Origin of the sequence: Kitasatospora sp. NPDC001539 (genome assembly GCF_040298565.1) — a bacterium.
Taxonomy (GTDB): Bacteria; Actinomycetota; Actinomycetes; order Streptomycetales; family Streptomycetaceae; genus Kitasatospora.
On sequence record NZ_JBEPAK010000126.1, the window covers coordinates 1 to 20,936 of the forward strand.

General features: G+C 71.4%; 20 protein-coding genes and 2 pseudogenes. 8 read left to right on the forward strand and 14 right to left on the reverse strand.

The annotated features are described in order from the left end of the window. Positions 1-132: 132 nt before the first annotated feature. Together ABT247_RS20070 and ABT247_RS20075 are read right to left on the reverse strand one after the other, a co-directional pair. Entirely contained in the window at positions 133-714 is a 582-nt protein-coding gene (locus ABT247_RS20070) for a hypothetical protein (RefSeq protein WP_350744158.1), read from the reverse strand. A 114-nt stretch (positions 715-828) separates the two neighbouring features. Next, positions 829-1,416 carry a hypothetical protein gene (locus tag ABT247_RS20075; RefSeq protein WP_350744159.1) on the reverse strand — a complete coding sequence of 196 codons (588 nt, stop codon included), beginning with the start codon at positions 1,414-1,416 and terminating at the stop codon, positions 829-831. Between the two features lie 652 nt (positions 1,417-2,068). Between ABT247_RS20075 and ABT247_RS20080 the strand changes: the two genes are divergently transcribed. Beyond that, positions 2,069-2,332 (forward strand): hypothetical protein, encoded by a 264-nt coding sequence (locus tag ABT247_RS20080; RefSeq protein WP_350744160.1) that lies wholly within the window; start codon positions 2,069-2,071, stop codon positions 2,330-2,332. 117 nt (positions 2,333-2,449) lie between these two features. Here ABT247_RS20080 and ABT247_RS20085 read toward each other — a convergent pair whose 3' ends face one another. Next, complete coding sequence (locus ABT247_RS20085) at positions 2,450-2,671, reverse strand: hypothetical protein (protein WP_350744161.1); 222 nt, start codon at positions 2,669-2,671, stop codon at positions 2,450-2,452. Positions 2,672-3,121: 450 nt separating this feature from the next. Between ABT247_RS20085 and ABT247_RS20090 the strand changes: the two genes are divergently transcribed. Beyond that, complete coding sequence (locus ABT247_RS20090; RefSeq protein WP_350744162.1) at positions 3,122-3,514, forward strand: nuclear transport factor 2 family protein; 393 nt, start codon at positions 3,122-3,124, stop codon at positions 3,512-3,514. 425 nt (positions 3,515-3,939) lie between these two features. On the opposite strand, the gene ABT247_RS20095 is transcribed toward ABT247_RS20090, so the two are convergent. The 5 genes from ABT247_RS20095 to ABT247_RS20115 form a co-directional block, all read right to left on the reverse strand. Beyond that, entirely contained in the window at positions 3,940-4,620 is a 681-nt protein-coding gene (locus ABT247_RS20095; RefSeq protein ID WP_350744163.1) for a hypothetical protein, read from the reverse strand. A 212-nt stretch (positions 4,621-4,832) separates the two neighbouring features. Continuing rightward, on the reverse strand, positions 4,833-5,189 hold the full coding sequence (locus tag ABT247_RS20100) for a GrpB family protein (protein ID WP_350744175.1): 357 nt from the start codon (positions 5,187-5,189) through the stop codon (positions 4,833-4,835). Positions 5,190-5,201: 12 nt separating this feature from the next. Beyond that, complete coding sequence (locus ABT247_RS20105) at positions 5,202-7,040, reverse strand: M1 family aminopeptidase (protein ID WP_350744164.1); 1,839 nt, start codon at positions 7,038-7,040, stop codon at positions 5,202-5,204. 349 nt (positions 7,041-7,389) lie between these two features. Beyond that, on the reverse strand, positions 7,390-8,397 hold the full coding sequence (locus ABT247_RS20110; RefSeq protein ID WP_350744165.1) for a hypothetical protein: 1,008 nt from the start codon (positions 8,395-8,397) through the stop codon (positions 7,390-7,392). Then, positions 8,394-8,744 carry a PadR family transcriptional regulator gene (locus ABT247_RS20115; RefSeq protein ID WP_350744166.1) on the reverse strand — a complete coding sequence of 117 codons (351 nt, stop codon included), beginning with the start codon at positions 8,742-8,744 and terminating at the stop codon, positions 8,394-8,396. The genes ABT247_RS20110 and ABT247_RS20115 overlap by 4 nt, the downstream gene beginning before the upstream one ends. Positions 8,745-8,848: 104 nt before the next feature. Between ABT247_RS20115 and ABT247_RS20120 the strand changes: the two are divergent. Together ABT247_RS20120 and ABT247_RS20125 are read left to right on the forward strand one after the other, a co-directional pair. Continuing rightward, positions 8,849-9,236, forward strand: a pseudogene (locus ABT247_RS20120) (alpha/beta hydrolase); the annotation flags it as partial. Positions 9,237-9,652: 416 nt separating this feature from the next. Next, complete coding sequence (locus ABT247_RS20125) at positions 9,653-11,365, forward strand: eCIS core domain-containing protein (protein ID WP_350744167.1); 1,713 nt, start codon at positions 9,653-9,655, stop codon at positions 11,363-11,365. A gap of 372 nt (positions 11,366-11,737) precedes the next feature. Here the strand turns inward: ABT247_RS20125 and ABT247_RS20130 are convergent, their stop codons facing one another. Beyond that, the gene (locus ABT247_RS20130) at positions 11,738-12,331 is read right to left on the reverse strand and encodes a DUF4291 domain-containing protein (protein WP_350744176.1); all 594 of its coding nucleotides are present in this window, start codon (positions 12,329-12,331) and stop codon (positions 11,738-11,740) included. A gap of 284 nt (positions 12,332-12,615) precedes the next feature. Here ABT247_RS20130 and ABT247_RS20135 point away from each other — a divergent pair, with 284 nt between their 5' ends. After that, entirely contained in the window at positions 12,616-13,170 is a 555-nt protein-coding gene (locus tag ABT247_RS20135) for a hypothetical protein (RefSeq protein WP_350744168.1), read from the forward strand. Between the two features lie 102 nt (positions 13,171-13,272). Here the strand turns inward: ABT247_RS20135 and ABT247_RS20140 are convergent, their stop codons facing one another. From ABT247_RS20140 to ABT247_RS20150, 3 genes are all read right to left on the reverse strand, one after another. Further along, positions 13,273-13,785, reverse strand: a complete 513-nt coding sequence (locus tag ABT247_RS20140; RefSeq protein WP_350744169.1) for a DUF1877 domain-containing protein — start codon at positions 13,783-13,785, stop codon at positions 13,273-13,275. A gap of 273 nt (positions 13,786-14,058) precedes the next feature. Further along, the gene (locus tag ABT247_RS20145) at positions 14,059-14,961 is read right to left on the reverse strand and encodes an MBL fold metallo-hydrolase (RefSeq protein WP_350744170.1); all 903 of its coding nucleotides are present in this window, start codon (positions 14,959-14,961) and stop codon (positions 14,059-14,061) included. 22 nt (positions 14,962-14,983) lie between these two features. Continuing rightward, positions 14,984-16,312: an MFS transporter gene (locus ABT247_RS20150; protein WP_350744171.1), complete on the reverse strand. Its 1,329-nt coding sequence runs from the start codon at positions 16,310-16,312 to the stop codon at positions 14,984-14,986. Positions 16,313-16,514: 202 nt separating this feature from the next. Between ABT247_RS20150 and ABT247_RS20155 the strand changes: the two are divergent. The 3 genes and pseudogenes from ABT247_RS20155 to ABT247_RS20165 all read left to right on the forward strand — a co-directional run. Further along, positions 16,515-16,703, forward strand: a pseudogene (locus ABT247_RS20155) (hypothetical protein); the annotation flags it as partial. Between the two features lie 4 nt (positions 16,704-16,707). Further along, the gene (locus ABT247_RS20160) at positions 16,708-18,099 is read left to right on the forward strand and encodes an amidase (protein ID WP_350744172.1); all 1,392 of its coding nucleotides are present in this window, start codon (positions 16,708-16,710) and stop codon (positions 18,097-18,099) included. A gap of 183 nt (positions 18,100-18,282) precedes the next feature. Then, positions 18,283-18,843 (forward strand): TetR/AcrR family transcriptional regulator, encoded by a 561-nt coding sequence (locus ABT247_RS20165; RefSeq protein ID WP_350744177.1) that lies wholly within the window; start codon positions 18,283-18,285, stop codon positions 18,841-18,843. Positions 18,844-19,073: 230 nt separating this feature from the next. Here ABT247_RS20165 and ABT247_RS20170 read toward each other — a convergent pair whose 3' ends face one another. Further along, positions 19,074-19,457, reverse strand: a complete 384-nt coding sequence (locus tag ABT247_RS20170) for a hypothetical protein (protein WP_350744173.1) — start codon at positions 19,455-19,457, stop codon at positions 19,074-19,076. Positions 19,458-19,895: 438 nt separating this feature from the next. Next, the gene (locus tag ABT247_RS20180; protein ID WP_350744174.1) at positions 19,896-20,669 is read right to left on the reverse strand and encodes a maleylpyruvate isomerase family mycothiol-dependent enzyme; all 774 of its coding nucleotides are present in this window, start codon (positions 20,667-20,669) and stop codon (positions 19,896-19,898) included. Between the last annotated feature and the right edge of the window lie 267 nt (positions 20,670-20,936).

The following is a 20,936-nucleotide window of genomic DNA, read 5'->3' on the forward strand; positions in this document are numbered from 1 at the left end:
CGCCGCTGTGCAGCGGCGACCAGGACGGCGCACCGGCGGCCCCGGGGCAGGTCGGCAGCGATGGCGGCGCGGGCACCCTGGGGGAGGGTGTCGCCATCGCTGCGGGCACTGCCGCTTGCCGCCCGCCGCGGCTCAGCCCATCGTGCAGGCGAGCTGGGCCTTCACCGCGTTGCGGAGGTCCTCCTGGGCACGGCAGTCGGCGCTGAAAACGTCCTCCCACTTGGGGCTGACGACGTGGACGTTCACGATCTCGGTGATGATGTTGACGTTCCCCTGGGCCACGATGGTGTTGCGGGCGATCGCCACCTGAGACGTCGGAGCGGTCTGGGCACCGATGACGCCGCCTTCACCGTAGATCAGGTTGGTGATCTTGGTGTAGAGGGTGACCTCCCTCCCCTGGATGTTGTTGCCGACGATGGCAACCGTCCAGTCCTTGTAGTTGCGCTGCCAGGCGTAGTTGGTCCGCTGGTTCAGCGCGGACACGGCGGAGTACCCGAGCTTGGCGACCCAGTAGTGCTTGATCAGCGGGCGGCCGCCCGGGTGGTCCCGAGGGTGCGCCGGCTCTCCCAGCTGCACGTCGCCGATGCTCAGGCGGTCCGCCGAATCGGGCGCCGCACTCGCCGGTGCGGCGATGCCGCACGTGACGGCGAGGGCCGCAGCCCCGGCGACCGCAGCCGCCCTCCACTTCCCAGCAGGCCGCTGACTGACTGCCATTCCGGTACTCCTCGTCCCGTATGCCGACGATCACGCGGGCACGCACCCGCGCCCGCCACCGGGAAGCACCCGGCGACCTCGACTCTCGCCGACCCGGCACACTGCGGACATCAGTCATCTGACTGCACGGTGATCAAAGAGCTGACATATCCTCACCACCGTTGCAGATACGCTCGTTTGCAGCGCGGCCGACAGCCGACAGCCGACGGCCGATTCCGCTGATCGGTCGCTGAGCACCGGCGGTGGTTCAGTGAGGAGTCTCTGTCGTTGTGGGGGGGGCATCAGGCAAGGGGTGTTGACGCTGAAGGCCAGGAGGCCGTCCTTCGTGGTCTGCACGGTGACCAGGTACCGGCTCGACGCCTGGGACGCGTCGAGGACTGCGTCCACCTTGCCGTTGGCGCGCTCCCGGTAGCCGTCGATTGTGAAGCCCTGCTGTTCGAGCATCGTGCGGGCCTTACGGACGGCCTCGGGGTGCTGTTCGAGCGGGGTGGAGCTGTAGACCGCGTACGACAGCTTGTACCGGCCGTCCTGTCGGACCTCATCGCGGTTGCCGACACAGTCGCTGAAGATCGGTTCGACGCTGCTGGTGTCGAGGGTGACTCCGGCTGTCTGTGCCATGGACTCGGTCATGTGCTTCGCCCAGTCCTGGGCGTCCTGGCGGGACTTGACGGGGAGAGGATCGTCGGGACCGGGCGTGGACACGCATCCTCCGAGGATCAGTGGCAGGCAGAGCGCTATCGCGGCAACGCCCAGCCGTCGGGCTCCGACACGGCGTGCGGCGGGTCGTGGAAGGGGGAACGGCACAGTGGGATTCCTTGCGGCCGGGGCGGGGTGAGCAACCCGGAACAGCCAGCCCGGCCTGGTCGGCCCGGCTCCAGCGGTCACGGGGGAGGCGGCGGGCTGTCGCGCTCCTTGGGAACCGTAGTCGGCCGCTACCCCGACGATGATGCGACCCTGGTCGGCGAGGCTCTCGCCGCCCGCTGTGCCTGAACGTGCCAACCAGGAAGTCGTTCCCGCCGAACCGCTTGGAGAGCCCGCCACGGGGCCTTCCTCGGGCGGGGGAGCGCCCATCGGATCCTGGGCGCCTGCGAGCAGACGGACGCGGAGCCGCAGGTGCAGGTGCAGGGCGAGGGTTGAGTCATCGGGGGTGCCGTGGGCGGCTGACCTGGCGGTGAGTGTCCCCCGCTGGTCGGATCGGTTCGTCGGATCGGGCTGCGGAGAGTGAGCAGCCGCAGTGCTCGTCTGCGGCCGTCGGGTCCTCGTACGGGATACCGGTGGCCGGACCCTGGTGTGGGGCGCGGGTGGCTGGGCAGCCGCGTGGGCCGGAGTGCCGCATCAATCGTTGGAGGTTGTGATGATCATCAAGAAGCTGCATGACGCCGGTGTGAAGTCCGAGCACGCCTACCTGGCGGGCGTGGCGTCGATCGGGTTGTCGTTCGCCTCGTGGATGGTCTCCGTGAAGGCCGAGGCGGCCGGCCTGGACCGCGCCGACCGGTGGGGGATCTTCGTGGGCGAATGGGCGCCGACGTTCTTCTGCATGGGGCTGGCCCTGGCCCAGTACGAACGCGAGGGGAACCCGGTCTACGCGAACGACCCCAGACTGGCCACGGCCCCCTGAGCCTCGAGGAGCAGCACAGCTGACGGGTTGAACGCGGCGGCGCGCAGGGTCCGAAGGGTACCCGCGCGCCGCCGAACAGCCCGTTCCCCAGTGCGACCGTCCGCTGGGCAGGTCGGCTCAGTGGGCGCGGTCCTGGAGGTCCGCCATGGCGACGGCGGCACGGATGTACTTGTTCCGCCCGAGGTCGCCGATGCTCTTGATCTTCAACCCTTCGAGAGCGGTGCCGTGGGCGTCGGTCAGTCCGGCCAGGGCCGCCACCGGCGCCTTCAGCACCTCCTCCAGGGTGAGATTCTCGTACGCCTTGTCGAGGATCTTGTCGAGGTCCGCAGTCACCGTCATGGCACGTCGCCCTTTCCTGGTCGGAAGCGTTCTCCCGCCAGGAAACCCGCTCCCTCGGCGGTGCGCACCCCGGGCATGGCGCCCGGCTGAGGGTCCTGCACGGGACCGGCCGGGCACTCGGTGTTGTCGCGATTCCGCCTACCGCCCTCGGAAGTCCTGACCGCGGGTCGCTGCCCGTCCCTCCACAGGCCGCCGGGTCGCGGAAAGTCACAGTCAGCCTGCCGGCCATCGAACTGGGCGCTGTTCCGGCGTGCGCGGGCGACCGGGCGGTACGGGCCAGCCGGCGGCAGCCCGAGGGTGGCATGGCGGTGAGTCGCGTTGCGACCGTCAGAATTAGCGTGCCTTGAGCACGCTTTTTCTGTTACCGTAGGTGCGTGCTCAAGGCACGTATCGCCCGTACTCGTGCACTCACCGTTCGGGCTGTCACCACCTGCAACCGGAGGAACCCCCATGAACCGCACCGACGCACGCTCCGCCCTCACCGACCTGCTGCTCACCCCCGGTCTCGACCTGGACGAGGCCGCCGACCGCCACTTCGCCCCCGACTACCGCCAGCGCACCGACGGCAGCTGGGCAGACCGCACCGAGTTCCTCGACCACATCGCCCACCTTCGCACCGTCGTCGCGGGCGGCTCCGTCGAGGTCCACGACGAACTCTCCTCCGGCGACCGCTACGCCGACCGCCACACGATGGAGATCGTCAAGAAGGACGGCTCCACCGTCCGGATAGAGGTCTACCTCTTCGCCGAATTCGCCCCCGACGGCCGCTTCCGCCGCATCGAGGAGACCACCCTCATGCTCGAAGGCGACGAGGCCGACCGGAACCTCGGCAGCGCCCGCTGACCCTCACGCGAACCGCCGCGAGGCCGCCCGTTCTCCTCGACCCGCGGGCGGCCGGGTGCCAACGGCCTCGCCGGGGCGGGTGGCGGGCTTGGCCCGACTGAGGCGGGCCGAGATGCCCTTTCCGGTGGCAGGCTGGCCGGTCCGGCCTGCCACCGGAAAGGGCTGGATCTGGCATGGCGGACACCAGGCGGTACTGGGTGGTCCTGGTGTACGAACTGCAGTCCTACATCGAGTTGGTGGCGCCCGGTGGCAGAGGGTCACAGCTTCGGCCTCCGGTAGGGGAACGCCAGTAGGCCGGGTTACAGGGGGACGGAGGGCGCCTGGGTGGATCGTCAGTGCAGTGCGTCTCGATCCGCTGAGCACTCGGCGAGCAGTTGCACCACGGTCGCCACCCGTCCTCACCCGTTCCGGGTGGGGTGCCGGGCTCAGAACGGCGGCTGTCCGGGGCTGCGGGGCTTGCGGTCCGCGCCCTTAAGCAGGGCCAGGACTCGCTCGTGGGTGTCGCCGACACGGTCGGTCACCCGGACGCGCACGAAGACGTCGTCGATCTCCGCCATCGCCTTCTCCGTGAACCAGCCGACGAACATCAGCCCCTGGGCGGGGATCGGCCGACCCGGGCCGATGAGGTCGAGCGTGAAGTCCACTCGGGCCTCCAGGCCCACTGCCGCGAGTCCGGCCATCGCCTCGTGCCAGGTCCCCCAGCGGGTGGAGTCCGTGGCGCCGGCGGCCCGTGCTGTCGGGGTGAACCGCACCCAGTAGTCGACCTCCGTCAGAACTGCGACGTCCTGGGCACCGTTCATGACGTGGCAGGCCCACGCCAGCTCGCCGTCGGGGGTCACGTCGGCCATGACCCGGCCGAACCATCCCAGCGCCGGTCTCACAGCCCGTGCGTACTGGGCGCGAGCGAGGACGGCCCCGGCCGACGCCAGGACGGCTGCGACGGCAGCCTGGGTGTCCAGGAGATCGGCCTCCCACACTCCGGTCGGGTGCGCCAGGTTCTTCCGCACCAGTGCGTGTACGAGCAGCAGGAGGCTGAGACCCGCGAGCGCGACCGGCAGCCGCGCGAACCATGCACTGCGTTTGACCACCCGTTGCGCCGTTTCCATCCGCCGCCCCCCGCCGGATCGTCTGCGGTACTGAACGGCCGTCACGCCGCCGGAGTCCGGCAGTGCCACGTGCCGCACCGCCATCCCTACCCAGCGGGGCACCGGGGTAGGCGCGCCTTGGACAGCCGCTCCCTCCTCGCGGCCGCCGAGCGAACTCGTTGCTCATGAGGAGGGCGAGAGGGGCCGCGCGTGCGGGGCTGCTGTCGTGGGAGTCACGTTCTGGGGCTCGTGTCGGTATGTGGCGTCCAACTGGTCGCGAGGGCCCAGGACTCGGCGACCGGGATGACGAGGTCGACGACGGGATCCTTGACGTCGGCGTAGACACCGGTGTCGTGGACCGTGCCCGCGAGGACGCTCTTGAAGCGGGGATAGGCGGGGACTGCCTCGGGGTGCGCCCGGAACCAGTCGCGGAACAGCAGGGCGAGTCGCTCGTTGGGCGCCGAGCATGCGGACGTGCAGGTTGACGTCCCCCCAGGTCGGCCATGGGCTTGATCGAAGGCGCCGGCCGGGCAGCGCGACCGCGCAGCACTCGCCCGCCCCCCGCAGCTCGGGCCGCGGGGGGCGGGCAGTGTGCTGTGCGCTCAGCCGTCGATGCGGTGCTGGGTCCAGAAGGGGGTCAGGTCGACCGTGCTGACCGCCTGGGCGGCGGCCTTGAACTCGGCGGTGGTGGAGACGCCGTTCCAGTGGGACTGCGCGTAGTCGTGCAGCAACTTGGTCATGGTGGTGTCGCCGAGCTGGCGGCGCAGGTCGTGCAGTGCGCACTTGCCGTAGCCGTAGACGACGGTGGAGTAGCGGGAGGAGTTGGCGTCCCAGTACGCCATCGAGTTGGTGATCCGTTCGGCGGAGGAGGCCCAGGAGACGCTGTTCCAGCAGCCGTTGCCGGACTTGCCGAGGGCGAGGTCGGTGGCGTAGTCGGTGAACGCCTCGTCCAGCCAGGGGCTGGTGTACTCGTCGTCACCGACGATGCCGTAGAACCACTGGTGGCCTATCTCGTGGGTGAGCGCCGTGGTGCTGACCAGGTCGAGGACGAAGCCGGGGTACTCCATGCCGCCGAACCAGAAGTTGTTGTCGATCACCGCGTCCAACTCGCCGTACGGGTAGGCCCCGAAGCGCTGGGCGTGGGAGTCGACGGCGGAGGTCGCGGTGGAGAGCATCGAGTTGGCGTCCGAGGAGCTGATCCCGGCCACCGAGTAGATGTTGACCTTGACGCCGGCCGGCGAGGTGCCGGAGACCTTCGTGAACGGCCCGGCGGCCCAGGCGAAGTCGCGGACCTTGGCCGCGGTCGCCTTGGTGACGGTCCGCCCGGCGGTGCCGGGGGTGTCCACCGAGGTGCCGGTCGCGGGCACCAGCAGGCTCGACGGGTGGTCGAGCGTGACGGTGAAGTCCGACGTGAGCGAGTAGAAGGACTCGCCGTTGTTGGTGTACGGGTCGAGGTGCCAGCCGGCCGCGTCGCGGATCGCCAGCACCGGCAGGGCGTTGCCGAGGAAGTTGAACGCCCCGTCGTGTCCGAAGCGGTCGGCGCCGCTCGGTACGGTGATGGCGAGGTCGAATCCCACGGCGCCGCTCTGCCCCTGGGCCAGCGGCGCGGGCAGGGTGATCTTCAGCGCCGTGCAGTTGACCGAGAGCGCGGCGGGCGTGCCACCGGTCACCTTGCTGACGGTGATCGGGGTGTTGCCGGGGCAGCTGCCGTGCCAGTTGTCCCAGAGCCGCAGGTAGACCTCGTTCAGCGGGGTGGCCGAGGCGTTGGTGAAGCGCACGTCCTCGTGGCCGGTCCAGCCGGCACCGGTGCTGTCGCTGGTCAGGGCGACGGTGTAGCCGGGGGCGGCCGGGGTGCGCGTGGCGTCGCCGGGCTGCGGCGGGGTGGTGCCGCCGGAGACGTCCAGGGCGATGTCGTCCAGCACGAAGCTGGTCTGCAGGCTGGAGTCCTCGGCGCCGGTGAAGGCGAGGGTCACGGTCTGGCCGGTGAAGGCGGAGACGTCGATGCTCTTCTGCACGTACCCCGCCGCGGCGTCCAGGTTGGAGTAGGTCGCCAGGGTGGTGCCGCCGAGTTTGACGGTGAGTTTGTCGTACGCGGAGCTGGTGGTGGTCTCGGCGGTGTCGACGTGCAGCCAGAAGCGGAGCGTCGCCGTGCTGCACCCGGTGGGGAGGGTGACGGACTGCGAAAGGGTTTCGGTGTGGGTGGAGCCGTAACCGTCCAGCCAGGCGTAGGAGTTGCCGCTGTGGGCGCTCTGGCCGCTGTCGGTGGTGATCGTGCCGCTGTCCGCCGTCCAGGGCGAACCGCCGGACTCGAAGCCGCCGTTGGTGACGACCTGGGCGGCCGTGCAGTCCGCGGCGCTCGCCACGTTGGGGGTGGCGAGCGCCGCGGTGCTGGCGGCGGCGAACAGGGCGGCGGCGGTCAGGAAACGCAGGAATCTGCTCATCGAAGCCTCTCGAAGGAGTGGGCCGGGAGAAGAAGCGTGACAGCAACACGGCGTCCTTCGAAAGGGTCATGACAAGGGGGTGTCCTGGCGGACGTCGCCGCCGAAGCCGTCGGCCTGCGTCACCTGCTGCTTCGAGGGGAGGGTGCTCATCCGGGTGAAGAGGGCGAGGGAGGAGGGCTCGGGCGTGGCGATAGGCGTTCCCGATGGCCGGGGCTTCGGTGTCTTCGGTATTGCTACCGGTGGCCGCGGAGCCGGACGGGCAGGGACCGCGGCGCCCGGGGGCGCGGCGCCGACCCGGCCGCCGCGCTCCCGGAGGGCTGGAGGTGTGCCCCGTGCCCGGCAGTCGCGATCAACCGGCCGTCGGCGGCCTCCGCCCAGGCGCGGTCGGAGCCCAGCGGCTCTCCACCGCGACCGCGATGATCGCGCCGACCACGCCAACCGCCAGGAGCACTCCGAGCTGAGCCGCGGCCCCGTCCCTGGAATACGGGCTCCACAGCGCGTGAACGGTCAGAACCAGCGAGACCAGGCCGATCGGGGCGCCGGCGAGTGCCGCGGCCGCAGGGGCGTACCGACCGCGCCGCAGGCCCACCACCGCCACCAGGAGCAGCACCAGCTCGTACACCGGGAAGGCGGGGCTGAGCACACCGTCGAGCATGCTCAGGGAGCGGAAGAGGCCGAACATGAACGTGTGGCCCCACAGCACACCGCCGACCAGCACCCCCGCGACTGCGGCCAGACCGCGGCGCCAGGTGGCCGGGCCCAGCAGATCCCGCGGGGCGGCGAGCAGGATCAGCACCCACAGCGCCTGGGGACCGATCTGGAAGGTCAGTTCGACCAGGCTCCTGATCCACGCCGTGTGATGGTGCGACAGGTAGTCGAAATTGTCGACAAGCCAGGTCACGACCGCGAGCAGCACGGCGACCGGCCCGAGCAGCCGTGCGAGCGTCCACCGCCCGAACACGGCAGCGCCCGCCATGGCCAGGTACAACGCCTCGCTGCCCCGGCCGATCCAGTACGCGTAGCAGAACGGCGGGGCGGACGGAACCCACAGCGCCGCATCCCCGTGGCGCAGCCAGTCGCGTGCCAGCATGTAGAGGTCCATCAGCGAGATGCCCGCCGCCGCGGCGGCAGCGAACGGCGCGGCCATCGCCGCCAGCCGTGCGAAGGTGCCGCCGGACCTCAGGCCCAACCGAGCCCGCACGCCGTGCCCGGCCAGGTCGAACAGCTCGCGCGCGACGGCCCAACCCCCCGCGCCGGCCGTGATGCCGGCGAACACTGCCGTGATCTCCTCGCCCCACTCACGCCGGTACTTGGCCGGGTACAGGCGCAGAGCCCCCCTCAGAGCGCGGTCGTTCATGATGCGAAGGCCCCCTTCAGCCACGGGCGGGCGGCAGACAGCCGGCGATCGGCCTCGGCGGCGACGGCGCGCAGGCGTTCGGCCTCGGTGGTGAGCACCTCGCGGCCGGAGTCGCTGAGGGCGTAGGTGCGACGGGCCCGGCCGTCGACGATCTCCTCGCCCTCGACCCGGATCAGGCCCTGGCCGAGCAACCGTTCCAGCGCGCCGTAGAGAGTGCCGGTGCGTATCTTCACCCGGCCGTCGGAGATCGCGGCGATCTCCTGGATGAGGGCGTAGCCGTGCCTGGGGGCATCGGCCAGCGCGGTCAGCAGAAGCAGCGTGGGCTCCTGCAGGGAGCGTTCTGTCATGCGCCTATATATATCTCCTACCGTCATATGCTGTCCTGCGAATCATCATTGGAGCCCTCGGGCGTGCAACAGGTCACTGCTGGGCCCGAGCTGAAGTCCTGCCCGGCAACGCCCACACCGACGACCGGCTGATGCGCGAGCTCGCCACCGGGACCGGGGCGGCTTTCGCTTCCCCGAGTACGACCTCTCTCCCGAGGCCCGCTATCCGGTCGCGATCGAGCAGAACTACGCGGTGGCCCTCTTCGTGCCAGCACCGAGCAGCTGACCGGTCTGCCGCCGGCCCTGCTCATCACGGCCGAGGCGGACGTGCTGCGCGACGAGGGCGAGGCGTACGCCGCGAAGCTGCGGGCGGCCGGGGTGCCGGTGACCGTCACCCGGTACCAGGGCATCATCCACGACTTCGTGATGCTGAACGCGCTGCGCGGCACCCGGGCCGCCCAGGCCGCGATCACCCAGGCCGTGGACGTGCTGCGCGCGGCCTTCGGCGCCTGAGCCTGTAGCTGAACCCTGCGGCCCTTCGGCCTTGTTGAGGTCTGCGGGGGCCGGGGGCAGGCGACGCGGCCGCTTCCCGTGCTTCGAGAGGTCGACTCACGAAGTACGCGGGGGCGGCCGCTGCCCATGGGGCTCCCGTCCGACGTGCCTGCGGGCGGGGCTTCGCAAGTCCCGTCCCGCTTCGCTGCCCCCTGCACGTCAGCAGCTCACCGTGTCCGCCGCGCGCTGCCGTTCCGTCTCGGGAGAGTACTCGGCGGAGCCCGGGCCGGCACTACGCCTCCGGGCTTCGAGCCGCCAGAGGACCGCCGAACACTGCCTCTCCGGTCAACCAGGTCTGCCCCGCCGGCCCTTGTCCGGGGCGGTGGTGATCGTCTACCAAGGGGACAGGACATCGCTTCCGGTCAACAGGAGAGTTCATGCACGCGCCCGGCAAGAACCGGAAGGATGCCCGCCACGACGAGCGGCTCCCCGCACGCAGGTCGAAGGCTCCGGGCGCCGGCCCGGCGTCGGGCCTCATCGGCCTGCAGCGAAGCATCGGCAACGCGGCGGTGGTCGAGCGGATGCGGCGCGCGGACGTGGCCCAGGAGGAGCAGGAGCAGGAGCATCTGCACGAGGCGGGCTGCGGCCACGGCGGGAGCGCGCAGGCCCCGGTGCAGCGGTCCTCGGTGCAGCGGTCCGCGGTGCACGACGTCCTGCGCGGCGCGGGCCGTCCGTTGGACGGTTCCACCCGCGCGGACATGGAGTCGCGGTTCGACGCCGACTTCTCCGACGTCCGTATCCACGACGACCGGGCGGCCAAGGCCTCGGCGTCGGAGATCGGCGCCCGCGCGTACACGTCGGGCAGCCACGTCGTCCTCGGAGAAGGCGGCCGGGACAAGGAGACGCTGGCGCACGAGCTGACCCATGTGATCCAGCAGCGGCAGGGGCCCGTCTCCGGCACCGACAACGGCTCGGGGCTGCGGGTGTCGGACCCGTCGGACCGCTTCGAACGGGAGGCGGAGGCGAACGCGCGGCGCGTCATGAGCGCGCCCCGGCCGGCCGCGCGTGCCGGTGCGGACGCGGCGGACGGTGCGGTCCAGCGGGCCTCGGCGCGGCAGGCGACGGCGCGACAGGTGATGGCCCGTACGGCGTCCGTCCAGCGGATGCCCAAGGCGCCGAGGGCGAAGGTCGGCGGCAAGAAGAAGGGCAGCGCGTCCAACGCGAAGGACGCGCTGATCAAGGAGCTGGTCGGGACCTGGGGCTGGACGTCGCACGGCGGTGCCCAGAACCGCACCCTGCACCTGACGGAGGCGCCGGAGGAGAACCAGACCGCGAGCCTGAACGCCACGGAGAAGATCTACAAGGGCTCGGAGAACACCCGTCCGCCGAAGGACTTCGCCGCCGCCCGGACCACCCAGAGCATGCGCTGGATCTCGACCCTCGCCAAGGAGTACCTCGGGAGCGTCACCTCCTCGCCCGCCGAGGAGGTGCAGGTGAGCGCGATCGGCACCGACCTGTACATCTCCGCCAACCGCAACGTGCACAACGCGAAGCTGCGGGAACTCGCGGCGCAGCACGGCACGGGCAAGGCGTTCGCCAGGGCCCTGGTCGAGCACTTCGGAGGGGCCGACGCAGAGGGCCAGGACCGCTTCGCCCGCCACACCGGCAAGCTGTCCGACCGGGTGGCCGAGGGCGAGACCGGGAGCGGGGACTACGCCGAGATCGCCGGCATGGCGGTCAAGGTGCCCGAGGACGTCTCCGCCGACGACGACGGCCTCCACGCCGAACGGCGACTCCAGAAACTCGACGGCTTCGACCCGGCGAAGACGGTCGGCGTCAAGCGCCCCTGCGTCGTCTGCTACACCCAGATCTACGCCACCCCCGTCCAGGACGGCGACGTCGAGGTCTACCCGGGCCCGCTCTGGCCGAGCAAGGCGGCCAACAAGGGCATGGAGGACTACAAGGTGGAGACCGTCAAGGACTACGCCCAGTACCTGCACGAACTGGTCAAGGCGGCCGGCGGCACCTACATCACCTTCACCCAGCAGGGCGACCTCACCTGGGACCAGAACAGCGACTCCGACACGGACCGCGAGGGCACGAAGGTCGGCGCGGACGACGACGCCATGGAGGTCGACGCGGACTTCTGAGGAGCCGTGGGCGTCCGTCCCGGGCGGGTCCGGCCTGTGCACTTCGCGCCCGCCGACCGAGCGCAGGGCGTTGTGCAGTCAGCCGACACCACTTCGCGGTGTCTCGCGAGACTCGCGAAGTCCGGACAACTGCGGCTGGCGAGCGGGCCTCGCCGTCCAGGCGCCCCATACCCTGGTGGCGACGGCAGACCCGCTCGGCGGCATCCGCCCGGACGGCGAGGTGCACGACCTCTGAGTGGATCCGCGCCTCCGTCACCAGGGCGAGGTCGAGCTGACGGGCGCGTGGGAGGCGCTGACCAATCCGATGTGCCAGGAACGAGACAGTGGCTGGCAGAGAACGAGCAGTCCGTGGTCCGGGAAGTGCGCGGCAGCTCAGCCGGTGAGGTGAGTCAGGAGCGTTCCGCTGGACGGATAGGGGCGTTCGACGGGAAGGAGTTCCCGCGCGGCATCCAAAGCCCCTTCCACCACCTGAGCATGGATCGCATGCGCAGTGGCTGTGACGTCGGTGATCGAAACGATCCATTCCTCTGCGTAGCGCTCAGCGGCTTCGCCGGCGAGGCCGAGTTGAAGAGAGCGATACGGAAGCGGCTGCAGCTGCAGGTCGCGTTCCGGATCCCACTGCACCCGAGCCGGGGCTCGTTTCAACTGGCGCTTCCATGCCGTGCGGTCGGAGTGCAGACCGCGCTCGTAGTGGGCCAGACAGGCGTTCGCCAGGGCCCATTCGAAGCCCTCGCGCGTGATTTCGATCGCCAGGACGGTCTCCTGGCCTTCCTTGGTCGCCCATCCGCAGCGGTACATCATCCAGAGGAACGACGGCTTGATCCACGTCATGCGGTCCCTCTTCCACGCTGCCGGGAAGCGTCCGGTCTGTGCGGCGGGCAGGCCGAGTTCCGGAGCGTATGCCTGGTAGACGGTTACCGTGGCGGCCGTATAGCGGGCGCGGATCTGATGCTTGGGCTCTGGCACGGTGATCAGGTTCGAGGATCGGTGTGCGGCGCGCCAGCGAATTACGGCGCGCGCGACCTTCATGCGCCAGGCCAGCTGGTTCTCTCTCGGAGAAGTGTGAAGGCCGCGCGGCCGAACATCTGGCGCTTGAGCATCTTGATCCGACTGACGTGGCTTTCGGCGACTCCGGCGTTCCACGGAAGGGTGAGACGGTCGTCGCGGGCGATCGTCGAGCCGACGACGAGCAGCCAAGATCGATCCCGGCGTAGGCTCTCGCCAGATCGCAGCCATCACGAGAGGCAGACATGGGCCAGAAGATCATCCGGTTCTCGGACCTGACCGGTACGCACGTGGAGAACGACGACGACCTGGTGCGCATCGTGGTCCGCCAGCACCCCGACCTGGAGGACGGCCCGGTCGAGATCGAAGCGCTCAGCAGTGAGCTGACCGCGGTGGAGGAGTTGGCGCTCGACCTGGTGACCATCGAGCTGCACCACCCCGACGCCGACGAACCGGAGACGGTCGTGCTGGAGGCCGAAGCCTTCAACCGGCTGGCCTCCGCCGCCCCTATGGCCGAGGTACTGCGCAGCGCCAAGAAGGTGGCCCGCACCATCCCGAACCAGCCGACGCCGGCCGGCGCCAAGGAGCGCGTCAACTACGCCAGCCTGGAGCACGCCGGCCGGCCGCACAAGGGCCGCATCACCGACGCCGAGAAGCAGCTCGTGCGGCAGCACCTGGACGAGATCAACGAGCGGCTGACCGCCGAGGGTGTCCGGACGATCGATTTGAGCAACGCCGAGCACGTGGCCCGGTACGGACTGGAGTCCCTCGCACAGGAGCGCGGTGCGGCCCTCGGCTGAGCCTAGGAACGACAGAACCAGGCCCAGCGCACTCTCCGCTGCGCTGGGCCTGAGGCCCGACGTGCCGCGGGTGGGTCCCGTGCGGGGAGGAGAGCTCCCCGGTCAGTCCCACCAGAGCACGACGAGAAGGTCCCTTCGAGCCGCCTCCGCATAGAACGTGCGCAGCGCGCCGAAGTGGCCCAGGAGGTACTCCGTTGGATCACCGGTGAACCCGTAGCCGAGCGTGGAGACCTTGCCGCTGTCGTGGACGGAGTGGAGGATCGCGCGGATGTCGATCTCTCCGAGCAGTTCCGACATCCGGGCAACCGCGTCCGGATCGAGCGCCGTCGCAACGGAGTTGCTGAAGAAGGCGATCGCGTGAGGGGTCGCGTTGAGGAAGTCCAGATCGACATCGGTGTCGCCGTTGGTCGCGCGCCTGAGCGCATCCAGGTGGACAGCGTCGAGTCGTGCCAGTTCGCAGGCCTGCTCCAGCATGGAGGGCGCCCAGTCCAGGTCCAGGCAGTCCTCGGCCGGCGGATCCCAGTGATGATCTCCGTCGGGTGACTGTTCGGCTGACTGACGGCAGGCGGCGAGGTATTCCGCCGAGACTCGGGCGAGCTGCTGGGTGACGGCCATGACGGCAGTATCCCGACGGTGTCCACCGGGTTTGCCGCTACGTCATCGGGCCCACCGGTTCTGTCGAGTAGGTGCTCTGCCCGCGCCCGCGGGTCAGGCGCTGGTTGCCGCAGAGGTCCGGCACCGCGGTCTGCTGTCTTGGTGCCGCTCGGCTGGCAGCGATCGGGTGGCGCACCCCGGTCGCGGCCGGGGCGAGCCCGCCTTCGCAACGGCCGCCCTTCCGGCGGCCGCGACGCCGATCCGGCTACGCCGTCGGCGGGGCGGCCTGGCCGGTCAGGCTGCGGGGACGGGCCGGAGCCGGTAGGCGTCCCCGTGGGCGATGACGCGGCCGGCGGTGGGCGGGGCGAAGTGGGTGCCCAGGAGGAGGGTGTCCGTGCCGGCGAGGGAGGCGAGCAGGGCACGGCGGGTGGCCTCGGACTGCTGCGGGTCGATGTCGACGCAGGCGCCGATGGTGGGGTGGGCGAGCTGGACCGGGTGGTGGATGCAGTCACCGGTGATCAGCGCCTTCTCGCCGCGGCTGGTCAGTTCGACGGCGACATGGCCGGGGGTGTGGCCGGGTGTGGAGATCAGACGCAGTCCCGGGACGATCTGCACGCCGCCTTCGTCCGGGACGTCGACCAGGTCCAGCAGACCGGCCCGCTCGACCGGGATCACCGAGTCGCGGAACATCTGGCGGCGCGCCTCCTCCATGTCGTAGGCGGCCCAGAACTCCCGTTCGGTGCGGGCGGTGAGGTAGCGGGCGCGGGGGAAGGTGGGGACCCACGCGCCGTCCACCGTGCGGGTGTTCCAGCCGACGTGGTCGGCGTGCAGGTGGGTGAGGATCACGAGGTCGACGGAGTCCGGCGGGAAGCCGGCGGCGGTGAGGCGCTCCGGGTAGTCGGTGTGCAGGTCGTGCCAGGCCGGGTTGGCCCGTTCCTTGCCGTTGCCGATTCCGGTGTCGACGAGCACGCGCAGCCCGTCGACGGTGAAGGCGAAGCTGTGGCTGTCGAGGTGGAGGATGCCGTCCTGGCCGGCGAAGTGGGGCTGCAGCCAGTCCTGGCCGGCCACCACCTCGGGGGTGGCGTCGGGCAGCAGCCACGGTCCGGTTGCCGGCGGCAGCAGGACTTCGTCGATGCGGTGGACGGTGAGGTCGCCCACCGTCCAGGACGGGATGGTGCGGGCAGGGGGAGTGCGCATGATCGGTCGTTTCCTTTGCTCTTCAGCTGCTGTTGCGCTGCGCTTCAGCGGAGAGGGAGGTCGAGGGGGAGGCGAGGTGGTCGGTTGCCGTCCGGCGCCGGGGCGCGGCGAGTGCCGCCGGCGCCGCTGCGGCGAGGAGGGCGGTGATGACGGCGTAGGCGTGGGAGGTGGCCCCGAGCCCGTAGTGCTGGGTGGCGGCGCCCGCGGCGATGGCGGGCAGGCTCATGGCGAGGTAGCTGAGGACGTAGTAGGCGGCCAGTGTGCCGGCGCGGTCCTGCTCGCGGAGCGGGCCGAGGAGCATCCGCAGCGCCCCTTGGGAGACGGCGCCGAAGGCCGCGCCGGCGACGGCTGCGCCGGTGTAGACGGCGGGCAGTCCGGCGCCGTGCAGACCGCTCAGCGTCAGGGCCGTGGCGGGCACGACGGACAGGCATCCGCCGATGGTGGTGGTGCGGGGGTCGATGCGGCGCAGGGCCCAGACGGTGAGCGCGGCGGTGGCGCTGAGGGTGAAGAAGACCATGCCGCGGGCCGCCTGCGGGGCGTCGGGGGCGACCAGGCGCACGAGGGCCGGCCCGAGGGAGGAGTAGAAGCCGCCCAGGGCCCAGACGGCGACGACGGCGGTGCCGGTGGTCAGCAGGGTGCGGCGGGCCGCGGGCGGGACGCCGAGCTGCGGGCGCAGGGAGCGTAGCGCTCCCGCACGGCGGCGGGCCGTCTCCGTGGTGAAGGCGACCGCGATCGCCTGGGCGGCGAACAGCGCCGCCATCAGCGCGTAGACGGTGACGGTGGGGGCCGGGGCGAAGCGGACGAGGAGGGTGGAGGCGAGGACGCCCGCGGCCATGCCGGCGACCGGGGCGATGGTGTTGGTCAGGGCGGCCCGTCCCGGGCGCCCGGGGTGCTCCAGGTCGAGGAGTGCCGCGCCCGCGGCGCTGGTGGCCGCGCCGGTGGCCACCCCCTGCAGGAGGCGAGCCACCGTCAGGGAGCCCGCGCCGTCCGCCGAGGCCAGGAGGACCATGGCGGCGGCCTGCGCGAGCAGAGCGCCCGTCAGGACGGGGCGCCGTCCCAGCCGGTCGGAGAGCGCTCCGGTGGTGAGCAGGGCCGACAGCAGCGCCAGGGCGTAGGCGCTGAAGACCACCGTGACGTCGAGCGCGGAAAGGCCCCACCGGTCCTGGTAGAGCGGGTACAGCGGCGTCGGGGCACTGGATGCGGCCAGGAGGGCCACGAGTACCGAGGCGTCGAGGACGAAGGATGCCGCACGGTTCCGCGCCCGGGAGCGGTGCGCGGGTGCGCCGGGCCGGCCGCTCCCAGGCGGGCGGCGGGGGTGGCGCGCGGGTGTGCCGGACAAGGTGCCGGACATGGAACTCCCTCCACTAACGCAATCCGTTTGCTTTAAGTGAGGGTAGGACCTACAGTCGCACTAACGCAAACGAATAGCTTTTGGTGTCGCGGCGCCGCGCCGCCGCTCCGGGCCCGATCACCCGATCAGGAGAGAGTCCATGTCCTCCGCCGAACCGTCCCCTGCCGCACCGTCCTCCGCCGAACCGTCCCCTGCCGCACCGTCCTCCGCCGAGCTCACCCCGCCCGAGGCCGCCCGCTGGGCCGCCCGTGCCGGGCTTCCCCTGCCCGACGACCGCCACGCCGCGGTTGCGGCCACCGCCGACCACATCCACGCCGTCGTCGCGGTCCTGCGCGAACTGGACTTCGGGGACACCCCGCCCGCCGCCGCCTACCGCGCGGGGAAGGAGTAGGACGATGGAGCCGTACGAGCTGTCCATCACCGCCGCCGCGGAGGAGATCCAGGCCCGCCGGCTGTCCCCGGTCGAGCTGGTCGACTCGGTCCTCCAGCGCATCGAGCAGGTGGAGCCGCACCTCGGGGCCTACGTCACGGTCGCGGCGGACCAGGCGCGCCGAACGGCCCGCGAGGCCGAGCACGAAGCCGCGCAGGGCCGGTTCCGCGGTCCGCTGCACGGGATCCCGGTCGGGCTCAAGGACCTGATCGACGTCGCCGGTTCGCCCACCACAGCCAGCTCCCGGGTGCGCGCCGACCACCGCGCGGCCTCCGACAGCATGGTCGCCGCACGGCTGCGGGCGGCCGGCGCGATCGTGGTCGGCAAGACGCACACCCACGAGTTCGCCTACGGCCTGACCACCCCGCAGACCGCCAACGCCTGGGACCGCGACAGGGTCGCGGGTGGTTCCAGCGGAGGGTCCGCCGTCGCCGTGGCCTCCGGCGCGGCGACCTTCGCCCTCGGCACCGACACCGGCGGATCGATCCGGGTGCCCGCCGCGCTGAACGGGGTGGTCGGACTCAAGCCGACCTACGGGCTCGTGCCCCGCCACGGCGTCACGTCGCTGTCCTGGTCCCTCGACCACGTCGGCCCGATCACCCGTACCGTCGAGGACGCGGCCCTCGTCCTGGCCGCCCTCGCCGGGCACGACCCGCGCGACCCCGCCTCGGTGGCCGCCCCCGCCGTCGACTACCGGCCGCCCTCCGACCCGGACCTGACGGGAGTGCGCGTCGGCGTGCCGCGCACCCACTACTTCGACCACGTCGACGCAGAGGTGGCGGCGGCCGTCCACCGTGCCGTCGCGCAGTTGGAGGCGCTCGGCGCCCGGCTCGTCGAGATCGACATCCCGATGACCCGCTACCTCCAGGCCACCCAGTGGGGCCTGATGGTGCCGGAGGCCACCGCCTACCACGAAAGCACCCTGCGCACCGTCCCCGAGCTGTACCAGCCGGACGTCCGGATCCTCCTGGAGGCCGGCGAGCTGATGAGCGCCGGTGACTACCTGCGCGCCCAGCGGGCCCGGACGCTGATGCGCGACGCATGGGCCCGCATCCTGGAGGACGTCGACCTGATCGCCGCCCCGACGGTCCCGACGACCGCCGTCCGCGCCGGCCAGGAGACCGTCACCTGGCCCGACGGCAGGGTCGAGAGCGTCCCCGACGCCTACGTCCGCCTCTCCTCCCCGGCGAACATCACCGGGGTGCCCGCGCTGTCCGTCCCGGTCGGCCACGATTCGGCGGGCATGCCGATCGGCATGCAGCTGCTCGGGCGGCACTTCGGCGAGCGGACGCTGCTGCGGGTGGGCCACGCCTACGAGGGGACGCAGTCCGGCCGCGCGCTCGCGCCGGTCAGCTGAGAGCGGCGGGCGGGCCGGGTCGGAGCCCTCCGGCCTCGGGCCGGGCGGGCCGGGCGGGCCGGAGCCCTCCGGTCCCGGCCCGCCCCCACGCCGCTCGGGCCGGGGGCGTCGGACCGCCCGATGACGCGGACGCCTCTAAACGCAACAGCTGTGCTTTAACATGGTCGGGTGAGTCGCAAGCAGATGGTGCGCCCCGGCGGGCGCAGCGCCCGGGTCCAGGCGTCGGTGCACACCGCCGTACGCGAGCTCCTGCAAGAGGTGGGCCGCGACGCGCTGACCGTGCCCCTGGTCGCCCAGCGCGCCGGAGTCACCCCGTCCACGATCTACCGGCGCTGGGGCGACCTGCAGGAACTGCTGTCGGACGTCGCGGTGGAGCGGTTGCGACCCGACACCGAGCCGGAGGACCACGGCGACCTGCGGTCCGACCTCACGGCCTGGGCCGAGCAGTTCCTCGACGAGATGGCGTCCGCCTCCGGCCGCGCCTACATCCGCGACGCCCTGCTCGGCGACCCGGACGGCAGCAACGCCGGCCAGTGCTCGGCCTACGCGGCCGAACAGATCGACGTCATCGTCGCCCGTGCGGTCGACCGCGGGGAGAGCGCCCCCGACGTCGAGACGGCCATGGACCGCGTCGTCGCCCCCATGATGTACCGCATCCTCTTCCGCCCGGCCGGGCTCGACGCCGCCTACGCCCGCCGGCTCGTCACCGACCTCCTCGCCGCCCCCGGGGAGGGCGACCGGTGAACGGCCCGCGGCAGCCGTAGACGCGCCGCCCCCCGGTCACGGCGGCACGGACACCTGGCCGTCCCCGCCCTGCCGGGCAGCAGCAGCCGCCGCCCGGCAGGGCGGACGCTTCCGCCGACCCGCTCCACCGCTCAGTCAAGAACCACCACGACGGCAACCCGCTCGCCGGCAACCCCGAGGGGGCCGCCGGTGCCGGTTTTCCTGAATCAGCGTCGCGTCACGACACCCGCTCAGTGCGGTCGTGGTGGCGCCTTGCGGAGGAGCTCTTCAGCCGTGCACGTCTGGTCCGGATCCAGGACGAGACAGATGTTGAAGCCCTGGTCATCGCTCCTGACCTGGGCCTCGAGGTAGCACGGCCTCCCGGTCGAACTGGCGGTGCCCGTCGTCACCGTGAATGACTCGCCTTCGGTCGCCGACTCGGGGTCCGTGAGGGTCTGCGACGATCTGTCCTGCACGTAGAACCGCCACCTACCGGCCGCGATGTTCGCAGAGCACGTGTAGTCGGGCACGGCATGGTCGATCCCACTCGCCGTCAGGCTGTGGTCGGCAGCGATGTGCACGCTGGCGCCGGCCGCATTGGCCCAGTCGCCGACCAGATCGGCGTGCTGGATCACGGCCGCCTCGCCGCCGGCGTCCGCGCACGCGGTGCACGCGAAGGCCAGGCACCCGAGAACTGCCGCGACGCGCCCAGAAGCCCTGCTGAGCAGGTGGGCAGGGCGCCGCATCCTGTCAGCTGCGCGCCATGCAGACCGCCCGGCCGTGGCGGCTTCGACTGGGAACCCTCGCATCGACTCCGTGCCCCCGCCCGTCGGGTTGACCGTCTCTGCAGCGCGCGCCCAGCAGGCTGCAGGGTCCCGCAGCTGTCCGGTGCAAGCTCGGGCCAGCTTGCCAGATTTCCTGAACGCGTTCAATTGACAGCTTGGGCGGTGCCATCCAGGCCGCCAGGCAAAGCCGCCGCACGCAGATGGCACCGCGGGCGAGGTCAAGCAGGCTCTGATGGAGATCGGCGCGGCGCTCGCAGTGGCTGCGAAGCCGTTTGAGCTGGCCCCGTTCTACGCGTTCGGGTCCCAGACTGCGAGCTGCTCCATCGGCTCCGTGTCGCCGGTGTTCTCCAGGGCCTCGAGCGGGAGGCGGTCGTAGAAGTAGAGGACCAGGTCGCTCGCTGCGCCTCGCATCACCAGGTCGCCCGGTTCCGCGTCGGCGGCGAGGTCGTCGCAGCGGACGCCGTCGGCGTTGAGGGTCAGGCGCCAGGAGCGGTCCTCGGTCGCGTGCAGGTCGATGGTCGCCGGCTTGAACGGCCAGGGAACGGTCGTCGCCGCGACGGTCGTCAGGAACTCGTCGACGCCCTCGACCGCGACGTCCGTCGGCAGCGGCTGCGCGGCGCCCTGGGTGAGCTGGACGTCGTAGGTGTGGACGGCGATCTCCTGGATCTGGTGCCGGGCCAGGGCCCCGCTGGTCTGGGGAGCCTGCGAGCGGCCCCACCAGGTCCAACAGCCGCGGTCCGGGCCGGCCTCGCGCGTCGCGGCGAGCATGAGCTCGGTCGACTCGGCGAGCCAGGCGTCCAGGGCTTCGGGGTCGCGGGGTGCGGTCGGAGCGCCCTTCGGGTCCGTCTTCGCCGGGGGTTCAGCGCCCGGACCCGCCGCGACGATGGCGGCCTGGCGACGGCGGCCGTCACCGAGGTGCTGCGCCAGTTCGCGCAGCGTCCAGTCCGGGCAACTCGGGACCTGGACATCCAGGTCGGGGGCGGACGCGATCGCGGCGCGGAACGCGGCCGAGCGGTCTTCGATCAGCCGCAGGACCTCGGGGAACTCCAAAGTGTTTTGCACGTCGGTGGTGTATCACGGCGCAGCGGCAGTCGGACAGCGAATTTGTCGGACGAACGCGTCGACGGCCGGCTGGAGCGCCGACGCCAAGAGCCGGCCTCAACTCAACGTCTCCCACGGGGCTCCAGCAACACGCCAAGCGGCGCGAAGAAGCAGCAACGCCGCCGCATTGCCCCAGTAGCGACGGGTCCTCCCCGCACCTGCGGGGGAGCTGGTGGCATGCCAGTTGTCCCACATCGATCCCCTGGCCCGCCGACCATGGACGGTCGG

Bases quoted from the DNA above. Each gene is read 5' to 3' on its own strand.
- ABT247_RS20070 (WP_350744158.1), bottom strand. From the start codon at position 714: ATGGCAGTCAGTCAGCGGCCTGCTGGGAAGTGGAGGGCGGCTGCGGTC.
- ABT247_RS20080 (WP_350744160.1), top strand. From the start codon at position 2,069: ATGATCATCAAGAAGCTGCATGACGCCGGTGTGAAGTCCGAGCACGCC.
- ABT247_RS20085 (WP_350744161.1), bottom strand. From the start codon at position 2,671: ATGACGGTGACTGCGGACCTCGACAAGATCCTCGACAAGGCGTACGAG.
- ABT247_RS20090 (WP_350744162.1), top strand. From the start codon at position 3,122: ATGAACCGCACCGACGCACGCTCCGCCCTCACCGACCTGCTGCTCACC.
- ABT247_RS20095 (WP_350744163.1), bottom strand. From the start codon at position 4,620: ATGGAAACGGCGCAACGGGTGGTCAAACGCAGTGCATGGTTCGCGCGG.
- ABT247_RS20105 (WP_350744164.1), bottom strand. From the start codon at position 7,040: ATGAGCAGATTCCTGCGTTTCCTGACCGCCGCCGCCCTGTTCGCCGCC.
- ABT247_RS20110 (WP_350744165.1), bottom strand. From the start codon at position 8,397: ATGAACGACCGCGCTCTGAGGGGGGCTCTGCGCCTGTACCCGGCCAAG.
- ABT247_RS20115 (WP_350744166.1), bottom strand. From the start codon at position 8,744: ATGACAGAACGCTCCCTGCAGGAGCCCACGCTGCTTCTGCTGACCGCG.
- ABT247_RS20125 (WP_350744167.1), top strand. From the start codon at position 9,653: ATGCACGCGCCCGGCAAGAACCGGAAGGATGCCCGCCACGACGAGCGG.
- ABT247_RS20135 (WP_350744168.1), top strand. From the start codon at position 12,616: ATGGGCCAGAAGATCATCCGGTTCTCGGACCTGACCGGTACGCACGTG.
- ABT247_RS20140 (WP_350744169.1), bottom strand. From the start codon at position 13,785: ATGGCCGTCACCCAGCAGCTCGCCCGAGTCTCGGCGGAATACCTCGCC.
- ABT247_RS20145 (WP_350744170.1), bottom strand. From the start codon at position 14,961: ATGCGCACTCCCCCTGCCCGCACCATCCCGTCCTGGACGGTGGGCGAC.
- ABT247_RS20150 (WP_350744171.1), bottom strand. From the start codon at position 16,312: ATGTCCGGCACCTTGTCCGGCACACCCGCGCGCCACCCCCGCCGCCCG.
- ABT247_RS20160 (WP_350744172.1), top strand. From the start codon at position 16,708: ATGGAGCCGTACGAGCTGTCCATCACCGCCGCCGCGGAGGAGATCCAG.
- ABT247_RS20165 (WP_350744177.1), top strand. From the start codon at position 18,283: ATGGTGCGCCCCGGCGGGCGCAGCGCCCGGGTCCAGGCGTCGGTGCAC.